The 13,291-nt window shown below is 49.1% G+C and carries 9 protein-coding genes; 2 read left to right on the top strand and 7 right to left on the bottom strand.

Going from position 1 to position 13,291, the window contains the following annotated elements:
* Positions 1 to 5: 5 nt before the first annotated feature.
* The gene (gene ilvD, locus KZ771_RS11870; RefSeq protein WP_290653665.1) at positions 6 to 1,868 is read left to right on the top strand and encodes a dihydroxy-acid dehydratase; all 1,863 of its coding nucleotides are present in this window, start codon (positions 6 to 8) and stop codon (positions 1,866 to 1,868) included.
* The gene (gene ilvA / locus KZ771_RS11865; RefSeq protein WP_290653663.1) at positions 1,865 to 3,430 is read left to right on the top strand and encodes a threonine ammonia-lyase, biosynthetic; all 1,566 of its coding nucleotides are present in this window, start codon (positions 1,865 to 1,867) and stop codon (positions 3,428 to 3,430) included. Before ilvD ends, ilvA begins: the two co-directional genes overlap by 4 nt.
* A gap of 7 nt (positions 3,431 to 3,437) precedes the next feature.
* Here the strand turns inward: ilvA and leuD are convergent, their stop codons facing one another.
* The 7 genes from leuD to thrA form a co-directional block, all read right to left on the bottom strand.
* Positions 3,438 to 4,073, bottom strand: a complete 636-nt coding sequence (leuD, locus tag KZ771_RS11860) for a 3-isopropylmalate dehydratase small subunit (protein ID WP_133539965.1) — start codon at positions 4,071 to 4,073, stop codon at positions 3,438 to 3,440.
* Positions 4,070 to 5,485 (bottom strand): 3-isopropylmalate dehydratase large subunit, encoded by a 1,416-nt coding sequence (gene leuC / locus KZ771_RS11855; protein ID WP_133539966.1) that lies wholly within the window; start codon positions 5,483 to 5,485, stop codon positions 4,070 to 4,072. Before leuC ends, leuD begins: the two co-directional genes overlap by 4 nt.
* Positions 5,476 to 6,558 (bottom strand): 3-isopropylmalate dehydrogenase, encoded by a 1,083-nt coding sequence (gene leuB / locus KZ771_RS11850; RefSeq protein ID WP_208107621.1) that lies wholly within the window; start codon positions 6,556 to 6,558, stop codon positions 5,476 to 5,478. The genes leuC and leuB overlap by 10 nt, the downstream gene beginning before the upstream one ends.
* Positions 6,555 to 8,132 carry a 2-isopropylmalate synthase gene (gene leuA / locus KZ771_RS11845; protein ID WP_290653661.1) on the bottom strand — a complete coding sequence of 526 codons (1,578 nt, stop codon included), beginning with the start codon at positions 8,130 to 8,132 and terminating at the stop codon, positions 6,555 to 6,557. Before leuA ends, leuB begins: the two co-directional genes overlap by 4 nt.
* Before the next feature lie 251 nt (positions 8,133 to 8,383).
* Positions 8,384 to 9,679, bottom strand: coding sequence for a threonine synthase (gene thrC, locus KZ771_RS11840; protein ID WP_133539969.1), 1,296 nt, complete (start codon positions 9,677 to 9,679; stop codon positions 8,384 to 8,386).
* Positions 9,666 to 10,640, bottom strand: coding sequence for a homoserine kinase (gene thrB / locus KZ771_RS11835; protein WP_290653659.1), 975 nt, complete (start codon positions 10,638 to 10,640; stop codon positions 9,666 to 9,668). The genes thrC and thrB overlap by 14 nt, the downstream gene beginning before the upstream one ends.
* A gap of 27 nt (positions 10,641 to 10,667) precedes the next feature.
* Complete coding sequence (gene thrA / locus KZ771_RS11830) at positions 10,668 to 13,109, bottom strand: bifunctional aspartate kinase/homoserine dehydrogenase I (protein ID WP_290653657.1); 2,442 nt, start codon at positions 13,107 to 13,109, stop codon at positions 10,668 to 10,670.
* Positions 13,110 to 13,291: the final 182 nt, after the last annotated feature.

The raw sequence follows: 13,291 nt of genomic DNA, 5'->3' as shown, positions 1-13,291 counted from the left end.
TAGTTATGCCCAAGTTACGATCATCAACGGTCACACAAGGAAGAAATCGTGCTGGAGCTCGCGCTTTATGGCGTGCAACAGGCGTAAAAGATACTGATTTTGGTAAGCCCATTGTGGCAGTGGTCAACTCGTTTAGCGAGTTTGTACCCGGTCATGTTCACTTACGCGAAGTGGGCCAACTGGTTGCTGACAGCATCAGCGCCAGTGGTGGTATCGCAAAAGAATTTAACAGTATTGCCATTGATGACGGTATCGCCATGGGTCATGACGGGATGCTTTATAGCCTGCCTTCGCGCGATTTGATTGCTGACTCGGTCGAGTATGTTGTAAACGCCCACTGTGCCGATGCAATGGTGTGCATTTCAAACTGCGACAAGATCACCCCGGGCATGTTTATGGCCGCTATGCGGCTTAATATTCCTGTCGTTTTTGTTTCGGGTGGTCCCATGGAAGCAGGCAAAACGCAGCTTTCTGACCAAATTATCAAACTCGACTTGGTCGATGCTATGGTCGCTGGTGGCAACCCGACGGTATCCGACAGCGATAGCGAGTCGATTGAACAAAGCGCCTGTCCTACCTGCGGTTCCTGTTCGGGCATGTTTACCGCTAATTCGATGAACTGCTTACTCGAAGCGCTAGGGCTGGCATTGCCTGGAAATGGCTCGTTATTGGCCACCCATCAATTGCGTAAACAACTCTTTGTTGATGCCGGCAAAACAGTCATGGATTTATGCCAACGCTATTATCAAAATGACGATGACAGCGCGCTACCACGTCAAATTGCTAACCGCTCAGCTTTTGAGAATGCGATGATGCTGGATATCGCCATGGGCGGATCGACCAACACAATTTTGCACTTGCTGGCCGGGGCTTATGAGGGCGAAATTGACTTTTCCATGGCAGAAATCGATGCGTTGTCACGGCAAGTTCCCAACTTATGCAAAGTAGCTCCTGCAACACCGAAGTTTCACATGGAGGACGTGCATCGCGCAGGTGGCGTAGTAGCCATCCTGGGTGAGCTCGAGCGCATGAACCTGCTAAACCGCGATGTTGCGCACGTCGCCTTCAAGTCCTTGGAGAGCTGGCTTGCAAAATGGGATATACGCCGCACGCAAGAAGAACACGTATTAACCTTTTACCGGGCGGGTCCGGCGGGTATTCGCACCACTAAGGCCTTTTCCCAAGATTGCTATTACCCCAGTCTTGACATTGATCGCGAACACGGCTGCATTCACTCCGGCGACTATGCTTACTCGCAGGAGGGCGGGCTGGCTATTTTACACGGTAATATTGCAGTCAACGGCTGTGTCGTAAAAACCGCAGCGGTTAACGAATCGATGTATGACTTTACTGGCCCCGCGCGGGTTTTTGACAGTCAGGATAGTGCGGTAGAAGGCATTTTAAATGGCGATGTTCAAGCCGGTGAGGTAGTTGTAATACGCTACGAGGGACCTGCCGGCGGCCCGGGAATGCAAGAAATGCTTTATCCCACCAGCTATTTAAAGTCGGTTGGCCTTGATAGTCAGTGTGCACTAATTACCGATGGTCGCTTTTCCGGCGGCACGTCTGGCTTGTCAATTGGTCATGTGTCCCCTGAAGCTGCTGCGGGTGGCGCCATCGGTCTGGTTGAAGATGGAGACACCATCACCATTGACATTACTCGTCGCTCAATAACATTAAACATCTCGGAAACGCTGTTAGCGACGCGCCGCCAGGCTATGAATGAACGCGGCTGTGATAGCTGGCAACCTATGCCGCGACAACGCGCTGTCAGCACCGCTCTGCGCGCTTATGCTGCATTTACCAGCAGTGCCGACAAAGGTGCTGTGCGTGTCTTGCCGTCAGCGAACCCTGGCCGGGAGTTATGATGATTGAATCACTGGATACCAACGAGTTACGGCACTATTTTTTACAGCAAATTCTACTCGCTCCTGTCTATCAGGCAGCGGTAGAAACGCCGTTGCAACGCATGCCGAAATTAAGCCATCGACTGAAACATCAGGTGTTTTTAAAACGCGAAGATCAGCAACCTATCTATTCGTTTAAGTTGCGGGGAGCGTTTAATAAACTTTATCAGCTCCGGCAGCAAGGTCACCACGGTGTAATTTGTGCCTCAGCCGGTAATCATGCTCAGGGGGTTGCCTATTCAGCCGCCAAACTCGACATGCACGCCGTGGTGGTGATGCCGGTAACCACGGCCGAAATTAAGGTGATGGCCGTTCGTGATATGGGCGCAGAAGTTATTCTGCACGGTGTTAATTTCGATAGCGCAAGTGATCACGCGCTGCAGCTGGCTCAAACTCGTCAGCTACATTATGTACCACCCTTTGATGACGAGGCTGTTATTGCCGGTCAGGGTACTGTCGCCAAAGAAATGCTCGCACAGCAGCCCAATCTTGATGTGGTCTTTGTTCCTGTCGGTGGTGGCGGCTTACTCGCCGGTATGGCAGCTTATATTAAAAGTATCCAACCACATATAAAAGTGATTGGCGTGGAGCCGGCAGATGCGGCATCACTCAGCGCCGCGCTTGCTGCTCACTATCCTATGCGGTTATCTCAAGTTGGACTATTTGCTGACGGCACCGCTGTCAAACAAGTAGGAAAGCTGCCTTACAAAATTGCTAGTGCCCTTTGTGATGAAGTAATTACGGTTAGTTCCGACGAGATTTGTGCAGCTATAAAAGATATTTTTGATGATGCCAGAGCTATAGCCGAACCCGCCGGAGCGCTGGCGTTAGCCGGCTTAAAAAAGTTTTCGCGCACACATGAACAACAGCAAAACCTGCGCTTGGCAACAGTGTTGTCGGGGGCTAACCTGAACTTTGACAGGCTCCGTTATATCGTAGAACGAAGTGAGATTGGCGAGCTACGTGAAGCGTTACTGGCTGTAACCATTACCGAAGAGGTGGGTAGCTTCCGGCGCTTTAGCGAATTGCTCGATGGCCGCGTTATTACCGAGTTTAATTATCGCTATGCCGATGATTCACAAGCACATATTTTTGTCGGTATAAAACTGACCGGCGGTGATAACGAACTAATTGATGTTAAACACACATTAGCCACTGCCGGGTATCCGTTTGTCGATTTGTCTCAGGATGAACTAGCCAAACAACATCTTAGACATATGGTCGGGGGACGCCCTCAACAGGTGTTGCAGGAGCGTTTGTATCAAGTGACCTTTCCGGAGCATCCCCGGGCGTTGAGTGACTTTCTGAGTGCGCTGGGCGATCACGCCAATATTAGCTTGTTTCACTATCGCAATCACGGCGCAGCCTATGGTGATGTGTTGGTGGGCTTTACCGATGCTTCTGAGCAAGCGCTTAACCAATTGCTACATGAACTTGGCTATCCATTTATCGATGTGACAAAACAACCCAGCTATCAATTCTTCCTGGGCAGCAGCGCTAAACACGTTGCTGCCCCAAACTAGCCTCTTATCACACGGCAAACGACTGCGGCATAAACCATGGCGCATCGTTTGCCCGCGAATCTTCATAACGGTCAATCGCATCGGCATACTGTTCAGCCATACCAATAAAGTCATTATCGTTTAGCAATTGTTCGCGATCACTAAACGCTAATTCAAAGCTGAAAACCTCACCGTTAGCCAAAATCAGTTCCTGATTCTTTAGGTCAACACTTATCTGCCGTGCCTGTTGGCTATCTGCAGAGTCGCTAATAGACTGCTGAATCGATTCAAGCGCATTGGCTGTCACGCGCGCAGGCAAGAGTTTATTGTTAATGCAGTTGCGGTAAAAAATATCAGCAAAACTACTCGCAACAATAACTTTAAAGCCAAATTGTGCTAATGCCCACGGCGCATGCTCGCGGCTCGAACCGCAGCCAAAATTATGGCCAGCAACCAATACGCTTGCCTCGTTAAACTGGGGTTTATTCAAAACGAAGTCTGGATTTTTAGTGCCATCTTCACGGTAACGCCAATCGTAAAACAGCGCTTCACCAAAACCTTCCCGCGACACCCCAGTCAAAAACTGTTTAGGAATAATTTGATCAGTGTCGACATTATCTACAGCTAACGGACACGCAGCTCCCTGGTGAAAGTAATTGCTCATATTAACCCCTCCCCACTCACTAACGGAGTACTTGATAAATAACCATGTATTGCAGCGCTTACAGCTACCGCCGGGCTAGCTAAGTGCGTTCTTGCCATACGCCCTTGTCGCCCCTCAAAATTACGATTACTGGTTGACACACAGCGTTTACCGGCGGGCACGATGTCATCGTTCATCGCAAGACACATTGAACAGCCGGGTTCACGCCATTCAAAACCAGCGGCTTTAAAAATATCGGCAAGTCCCTCGGCTTCGGCTTCGCGTTTCACTTGTGCTGAACCCGGCACCACCAGAGCTCTTACATGCGGTGCCACTCGCCCGCCTTTTACTACCGCAGCTGCTTGGCGCAAATCAACCAGCCGACTGTTCGTACACGATCCGATAAACACGACATCTACCGGGTAATCCTGCAGGGCTGAGCCAGGTGTTAAGCCCATATAATGCAATGCGTCGGCGACACTGCGCTGTAAGTCGCTGGTGTCGAACTGAGTCGGGTCAGGAACCCGGTCGGTAAGCGCCATAACCTGCTCTGGTGACGTACCCCAGGTGATTTGAGGGCGGATGCTACCAGCATCCAGTACCACTGTTTTATCAAAGGTGGCATCGGCATCTGACTTCAATGTTTTCCAACGCGCTTTAGCTCGATGCCATTGTTGTGCGCTGGGCGCTCGAGGACGTCCTTCCAGGTAACTAAAGGTCACTTCATCCGGCGCGATCAAGCCGGCTTTAGCGCCCATTTCGATGGTCATGTTACAAATCGTCATGCGTTCTTCCATGTCCATCGACTCGATTGCTTCACCGCAATACTCAACAACGTAACCACTACCTCCGGCAGTGCCAACTTTGCCAATCACCGCTAAAATAACGTCTTTTGCAGTAACGCCGGCAGGCAATTGCCCGTCTACTTGCACTTTCATGCTTTTTGCACGTTGCTGGGGTAACGTTTGCGTAGCCAAAACGTGTTCGACCTCGCTGGTGCCAATGCCAAAAGCCAGAGCGCCGAATGCGCCATGCGTTGATGTATGCGAGTCGCCGCAGACAATTGTCATTCCCGGCTGGGTAATACCTTGTTCCGGACCAATTACGTGCACAATTCCCTGATCACGATGGGTGATATCAAGCAACGGGATTCGGAACTCATCGCAATGCTGTTTTAAAGCCGTTAACTGTTGTCTGGAAACGTCACCGGCACCATCGATACGCCGGTTTTGGGTAGAAATATTATGGTCCATCGTAGCCAGTGTTGCTACGGGGTTACGTACGTCTCGCCCTGCTTGTTTTAATCCTGCGAAGGCCTGTGGCGAAGTCACCTCATGGATAAAATGAAAATCAATATAAAGCAGATCAGTACTGTCATTCATAGTCGCTACTTTATGCTGCTGATAGATTTTTTCGTATAATGTCATGCCCATGATGTTGCTTCCTCACTAATGAATCGTGCTACCGCGTCACCGACGCTGGCGGTAGAAACCGCGTTATTGCTGGTTAAATCTGCAGTTACTTGATGTTGTTTTAATGTCTGTGCGACACCTGCCTCAATTGCACAGGCGGCATCGTCGTTAGCAAAGCTGTATCGCAGCATCAGTGCTGCACTTAAAATTTGCGCGATTGGGTTAGCAATACCCAGACCGGCGATATCGGGTGCACTGCCGCCTGCAGGTTCGTAAAGACCAAATCCCCGGGTGTTAATGCTCGCTGATGGCAACAGCCCAAGCGAGCCAGCGATTGCCGCGAGTTCGTCCGAAAGGATGTCGCCAAACAAGTTATCGCAAAGCATTACGTCAAACTGACTTGGGTCCCGAATCAATTGCATCGCAGCATTGTCCACATACATGTGTTCAAGCTTTATGTGCGGATACTGCTTAGCGACGTCATCGACAACTTGTCGCCACAAGACCCCGGTCGCCATCACATTAGCCTTATCGATTGAGGTCACTTTGCCTTTACGGTTTGCGGCGGCTTCGAATGCCTTGGTTGCGATACTATAGACTTCGTTGTAACGATAGGTCTGAGTGTCAGTCGCCTGCTCTGCTGAACGCTCTTTGGCGCCAAAGTAAATACCACTGGTGAGCTCGCGAAAACAGACAATATCCATTCCCTTAGCGGTTATGTCAGCGCGCAGTGGACTTAGTACTTCAAAGCCGTCGTACCAGCGCGCGGGGCGAATATTGCAAAACAGATCAAAGTGTTGACGAAGCTTCAATAAGGCGGCTCGCTCGGGCTGCTGCTGAGGCGGCAAATTAGCCCATTTAGGTCCACCGACTGAACCGAACAAAATAGCATCACTGGTTTCGCATGCCGTTAAGGTGGCTGCGGGAAGTGCGTTGCCGGAGCTGTCGATAGCCGCACCACCAACCTCGGCATAACGATAGCAACACGAAAAATCAAATCGTTGCGCACAAGCATCTAATACCTTGGTCGCCTCATTGACCACTTCAGGGCCAATACCATCGCCGGCTAACACAGCAATATAGTAAGTGTTCATGATGCTTTCTCCTTCGACTCTGTTTGTAAATCAGTCTTGAGAGCACGCACCTGAATAGCCCGCGCAGCCGTGTTCAGCACATGGATATAAGCTTGCACCGATGCCTTGACGATATCAGTATCTAAACCGACACCATGGATGTGTTGCCCATCAAAATTCGCAGTAATATCAACTTGCCCAAGCGCATCCGCTCCACACCCCTTGGCGCTGAGTTGATAGCTCTCTAGCGAAATCGGTTGCTCTATAATGGCTTGCAGCGCGTCATACGCAGCATCAACGGGTCCATTGCCCTCTCGTGTTTGAGTCGCCAAACGACCGTGGCAACCTAGCTTTACCGTCGCTGAGGCTTTGCCATCAGTGTCTGTCTGTGTCGTTAATTCAGCCAGGCTGTAAGGATCGTCCTGGGCCTGCAGGGATTGCGCAAAAACCAAAGCCTCCAAATCGTAGTCAAAGACTTGGCCTTTTTTATCAGCCAGCTCTAAAAAGCTGCTATATACCTCGTTTAAATCGTAGTCCTGATCGCGATATCCAAGTTCATGTAAACGATGTTTAATGACATGCTTGCCACTGCGCGACGTTAGGTTAAAGCAGTTAGCACGCATACCTATCGACTCGGGACGCATGATCTCATACGTGTTTTGTGCTTTTAGTACACCATCCTGATGGATGCCGGAGGAATGAGCGAACGCGTTGCTGCCAACAATGGCTTTATTTGCCTGAATTGGCATATTACAAACTTGACTCACCACTTGTGAGGTTCGATATATTTCGTGACCTTGAATACCAGTATGCCAGGGTAAGGTGTCAGCTCGGGTATTCAGTATCATAGCTATTTCTTCAAGCGCACAGTTACCTGCGCGCTCACCAATACCATTTACCGTGCACTCAACTTGCCTGGCGCCAGCTTCGATAGCAGCTAAGCTATTAGCAACGGCCAACCCTAAATCATTGTGGCAATGAACACTTAATCGAGCTTGATCAATGTTATTCACTCGCTCTTTTAAAGCTGTGATGATATGAGCAAATTCAGTGGGGACGGTATAACCAACGGTATCGGGAATATTAATCGTGGTGGCACCTGCCGCGATGGCGCGTTCAACCATATAACATAAGTCATCAATGGGTGTGCGCCCGGCATCCTCGCAAGAGAATTCAACGTCGTCAGTATATTGCCTTGCTAACCGGATACTGGCTTCTGCTTGCTCGGTCGCCTGTTGTAATGACTTTCTAAGTTTGTACTGCAAATGTAAGGGCGAGCTTGCAATAAACATGTGGATTCGAGCACGTTCGGCTCCTTTTAACGCCTCTCCGCAGGCACGAATATCATCAGGAATTGCCCGCGCTAATCCACACATCACAGGGCCCTTAATTGTCTGAGCAATTTCCGCAACGGCAGAAAAATCACCCGGTGAAGAGGCTGGAAATCCAAGCTCCATCACGTCGACCCCCAAGCGGCTAATCGCGTCGGCGAGCTGAATTTTTTGCTTTTTACTGAGACTAGCGCGTAATGCCTGTTCACCGTCTCGTAAAGTTGTGTCAAAAATCCAAACTCTATTATCTGCTGTAGGTGTCATTGCGTTTCCTCTTCGGCTCTGTTGCTACCTGCCGTCGAGGCAAAAAAAAAGCCCCGACCTGAAGGCGGGGCTTTTTTTGTTCGTTTTTTTTCTATTAACGCATAAAAGCTCCCGCGCGGCTGATTAGACGCACGATGAGTAGTAGGTTAATAATTTGAACGAACATAATTTTAAACATTAGTCTTCTTTTGGCTGTTATTTATTCAACTTTATTTATTGGTATCACGCTAAAACTTGTCATGCAACCGTTTTTATTGGTAGTCGAACAAAAATTCTCTAAGTTGTTGATAATCGGGCTCCATGGTTTGGTTAAGCTCTGCTTTTCCGATAACATGCTGTAATCGTTTTGGCAGTTCTATCGATGCACCCAATATCTGTTCAACAAGCTCAGCAAACTTGGCCGGGTGCGCAGTTCCCACGATAAGACCATGCTCACCCTGTTGCTGTTGCTTTTTAAATGCAGAAAATGCTACTGCCGTGTGGGGCTCACTTAAGTAACCCTGCGAATGCAATGCTTGAAGCGCCTCTACTGTATCCTGCTCAGAAACCGAAACCGATTCAAAGCGGCCACCAAGCTCAGGATTATGTGCTAACAATGCTTCCACTCTAGGCCAATTATTAGGTGCACTAATATCCATCGCATTAGATAGCGTTTGCTTGGTTGGTGATGGCTGCCATTGCCGACTCTGTAAATACCTCGGCACCGTATCATTACTGTTGGTAGCGGCAATCACCCGCTTTATCGGTAAACCGAGTTGCATAGCCAAAAGTGCGGCACATACGTTACCGAAATTGCCACTTGGAACCACTATGGTCGTGCGGTTTTGTTTGTCAGTCGACAACTGTGCCCACGCTTCAAAGTAATAACATACCTGCGCAAATAAACGACTAATGTTAATCGAGTTGGCAGAGTTTAAATTTAGATGATTTACTGCCTCTGCGTCATTAAACAGTTGTTTTACTAGTGCCTGACACTGATCAAAGTCACCATTAACAGCAATACTCTGCACGTTATCGCCCAAGGTCGTAAATAACCGCGCTTGAAGCGGACTCACTTTATTCTGAGGATACAGCACTACAACCCGGGCACTTGATTGACGATAAAACGCGGCAGCAACTGCAGCGCCGGTATCCCCCGATGTTGCAGTGACAATGGTCGACGGTCGATTATCACCATTAACCTCTTTTGCCTTTGCCAGCGCCAACGCCATAAAACGTGCACCAAAATCTTTAAAGGCCAGCGTTGGTCCATGAAATAACTCAAGGCAACTGACCGCTTCGTTTACCGCAACCACAGGGGCAGCAAAGTTAAACGCCTGTTGTGCCATCTCCGTGGCATCTTCAATACTGATATCGCCACCTGCCAGCGCCGACAAAATCACGCCGCTGCGTTGCGCAAAAGGCATGGCCAGCAGTTCATCAACAGGGAGCTTTGGCAGCTCTTCAACCTTTGGAAAAAAAAGGCCCTGACTGCGCCCCAAACCGATACGGACCGCGTCATAAAAACTGACACATTGACTCTCATCAGCGAGATTAACTAATGGCATTTGGTGCCTCCTCCGATACTAATAAACGCGCTCCCGATAAATCTACCCGACAATGATGAGTCATCGCATCCGCATTCGTGTGGTAGTGGTTTTCAAACAGCTGTTGTGCTTGCCGAGCCTGTTCGTCATCGGTACACAATGCAAATAATGTTGGTCCGGCGCCTGAAATACCCAAATGATGAATACCTAAGCGATGCGCCTGCTCACGCAATGATGCAAGCTTTGGAATCAACGGCTGGCGGTACGGCTCTGCAATAATATCCTCGAGCGCATTCAGCGCCAAAGCTTCATTCGCGGTATACAACCCACTAACAAAACTTGCTAAGTTTTTTGCCGCGCGGACGGTTGTTGGCAATGCAATGGTTGCCGGCAAAACCTGCCTAGCCATGGCCGTGTTGATCACAGTGCCTGGGTAACTCACCACAACCGACCAATGACTGAACCAAGGCAGTTTAAGCGTCGGTTCTTCCGGGCTTGGTGTCATCAACTGCATACCTCCTAAAAACGCCGGCGCAACGTTATCAAGATGCACCGAACCGCTTACGCCACCCTCGATTTCTGCCATAAGATTGAGTAATTCCATCGTCGTTAGTGGCTCTGCAAAAAAGTGATTGAGCCCATAACAGGTCACTACCACCGAACACGCGCTTGAGCCTAAACCACTACCTACCGGCAACTCTTTTTGTAGCGTAAAGTTAAGTTCCGGCAATGGCTTGGCTACTAAGCGTCGAAAAGCCGCCCAACAGCGCAGCACCAAGTTATCTTGCGATTTAGTCGGCAACTGATGCCGATAGCGGCCCGCTACTACCAGTTTAGATTTTGCTGAATGTTCAGCCGCGGTCGCTATAACGAGTCGATCACCTAGCAGCTCACCATTAACCGGTGATAGTGCCAGCCCGAGGGTATCAAATCCGACTGAAAAATTGCCGATGGAGGCGGGCGCATAATAGGTTTTTTCCATCACTTAACTCCCTATTCGAACAGTCGTTCAAGCCTGTTGCTGCCAAGCCAGCGTGCGCATGATATCGCTAAAAATGCCAGCTGCTGTCACCGTTGCTCCTGCGCCATAGCCGCGCAGCACAAATGGAATAGGCTGGTAATAGTCACTATGAATCACTAATGCATTTTCACCATTTTTAATCGTTGCCAGAGGGTGATCAGGTTCCAGCTCTAAGATTTGTACCTGGCAGCGGTTATCGTGGATTTCGGCAACGTAACGCAACACCTTTCCTTGCTTATTTGCCTGCTGATAACGTTGTTGATAATAGGCATCCAACTGCGGGAGTTTTGCCATAAAATCGTCAATACTGTCGCTATCGTCGGTAAAACCCGGCGGCAATAAAGGTTCGATAGTTATGTCATTAAGCTCCAGCGGCAAGCCTATTTCACGTGCCATAATCAATAGTTTTCGCGCCACGTCCATGCCTGATAAATCATCCCTGGGATCCGGCTCGGTATAGCCTTTTTGCTTCGCCTGAATTATGGCTTGCGAAAAGCTTTCACCTTCTTCCAGCAAGCCAAATAAGTACGACAATGAACCCGACAAAATACCGCCGAACTGGCGTAACTGGTCACCGGCATGCTGCAACCCCTGTACAGCGTCAATAATCGGCAGCCCCGCGCCAACTGTCGTTTCGTAAAGATAGCGCCTGTGTTTGGCCCGGGCTGTTTCTCGTAACTGCTGGTAATAATCCCACCCCATGGTGTTGGCTTTTTTGTTCGGCGTGACCACATGGAAGCCATTATTCAAAAACTCTTGATAGCTTGACGCAATTTCGACCGAACTGGTGCAATCCACGAGCACAGGGTTGACCAAATGCTGGCGTTTAACGAACTGCTTTACGGCCTCTACGCTGTATGCCTGTTTAGCGTTATCGAGTTTTGCCTGCCACTGGCCTAAATCAATGCCCTTTTTACTGAGTAATAACTGACGGCTATTCGCGATACCAAATACCCGCAGTTTCACGTTACGTTTTTGCAAGAACTGCTGTTGACGCTCAAGCTGTTCCAGCAATTGACGCCCCACCGTGCCGCAGCCCACCAAAAACAAATCGATACTGGGCATATGAGTAAAGAAGTTTTCATGACATACAGTAATCGCATCAGGCGCTTCAGAATCGTTAATAACTGCAGAAACAGCTCGTTCGTTACTATCTTGCGCCATTGCACAAACATTGACATGCGCTTGCGCAAGCGAGGCAAAAAATCGTGCAGCGAGCCCCACCTGCTGACGCATTCCATCACCTATAAGGGATACGATCGCCATATTCTTTTGCACCTGCAGCGGCTTTATTAAGCCAGAGGCTAACTCTAATTCAAACTCGCTTTTTAACGCCTTTTTAGTCTGTGCAACACACCGTTGCTCAATACAAAAACTAATGCTGAACTCTGAGGACGACTGAGTAATCAGGTTGATTGAAATATTACAATTCGCCAGACTCGAAAACACCCGAGCGGAAATACCCGCTACGCCTTTTAAGCCGGGTCCCGAAACAGTCACTAACGCCATGTCTTGTAAACTTGACAGGCCCTTTACAGGCAAGCTGATATCACCTTGCGCATCGATCAACGTCCCCGGAGCGTCTGGGTTATCACTATTTTTAATCCGGCAAGGGACACCAAACTGGGCCAAGGGGGCAATAGTTTTAGGATGTAAAATACGGGCTCCAAAGTGCGATAACTCCATCGCTTCTTCGTAATTCAATCGGGTGATAAGCCTGGCATCGTCTACCGCCCTGGGATCTGCGGTAAAAACGCCATCCACATCGGTCCATATTTCACAACTTTCAGCATTTATCGCCGCAGCGATCACCGCAGCAGAATAATCCGAGCCATTCCGACCCAGTAAGCACAGTCCCCCATCTTCATGGCTTGCCTGGAAACCTGGCACCAGTACCAGGCCAGGCTGACTTTGTTTGAGCCAAAGCTGTATTAACTTTGCTGTTTCTCTAATATTGACCTGCGCATTCAGATAGTCGCCAGACGCACTTATGCACTGTTCGACCGGTAACAGCGGCGTCTTGGCTTGTGTTCTGTTATCAACTAACACCTGCATCACCTTAACGCTTATCAGTTCGCCAATAGCCATCAATTTTGCCCGCGTTCTCGATGTGCATTCTTGCAGCAGCGCTATTCCCTGTAGTTGCTGTTCCAGTCGTTGAGTTAAGTCGTTAATAAACGCCTCAAGACCCGGTTGATCTTTAATAATGAATTCCATGCAGCGCTGTCGCCATTGAGCTAATAGTTCATAATTAGGCTTGCCTGTAAGCGCCTGTGAGATCATCTGTTCAAGTAAATTCGTGACGCCTTTAGGTGCTGATAAAATAACGGTTAGCTGCGTGTTGTTTGCACGCTCAGTGATAAGGTCACTCACGCGTCGCATGTGTGCCATCGATGCTAATGACGAACCGCCAAATTTCAGTACCTGCATTGTCTTATCTCCACTTTTAGGCAAAAAAAAACCCACGGTTTTTAGGCCGTGGGCTTTTTGTTTTCTTAATTTTATTTAAGTCAACAAAGCTCGCCACAGGCCCGCAGGCTTGTGGTTGTAATTAGGGTTAGGCTCTGTTGTGTAATATTCATGTTAGCCAGCATCGCTTTTTACCATGCACT

The sequence above is a fragment of the Idiomarina sp. genome (genome assembly GCF_019431395.1).
In the GTDB taxonomy this organism is placed as follows: Bacteria; Pseudomonadota; Gammaproteobacteria; order Enterobacterales; family Alteromonadaceae; genus Idiomarina.
Note: the sequence above shows the minus strand (reverse complement) of the source record. Positions and strands in the feature narration are given on the sequence as shown.

Excerpts from the sequence above, each read along its gene's own strand:
- thrC (WP_133539969.1), bottom strand. The coding sequence starts at position 9,679 with ATGCCATTAGTTAATCTCGCTGATGAGAGTCAATGTGTCAGTTTTTAT.
- leuD (WP_133539965.1), bottom strand. The coding sequence starts at position 4,073 with ATGAGCAATTACTTTCACCAGGGAGCTGCGTGTCCGTTAGCTGTAGAT.
- thrA (WP_290653657.1), bottom strand. The coding sequence starts at position 13,109 with ATGCAGGTACTGAAATTTGGCGGTTCGTCATTAGCATCGATGGCACAC.
- leuA (WP_290653661.1), bottom strand. The coding sequence starts at position 8,132 with ATGACACCTACAGCAGATAATAGAGTTTGGATTTTTGACACAACTTTA.
- ilvD (WP_290653665.1), top strand. The coding sequence starts at position 6 with ATGCCCAAGTTACGATCATCAACGGTCACACAAGGAAGAAATCGTGCT.
- leuC (WP_133539966.1), bottom strand. The coding sequence starts at position 5,485 with ATGGGCATGACATTATACGAAAAAATCTATCAGCAGCATAAAGTAGCG.
- thrB (WP_290653659.1), bottom strand. The coding sequence starts at position 10,640 with ATGGAAAAAACCTATTATGCGCCCGCCTCCATCGGCAATTTTTCAGTC.
- leuB (WP_208107621.1), bottom strand. The coding sequence starts at position 6,558 with ATGAACACTTACTATATTGCTGTGTTAGCCGGCGATGGTATTGGCCCT.
- ilvA (WP_290653663.1), top strand. The coding sequence starts at position 1,865 with ATGATGATTGAATCACTGGATACCAACGAGTTACGGCACTATTTTTTA.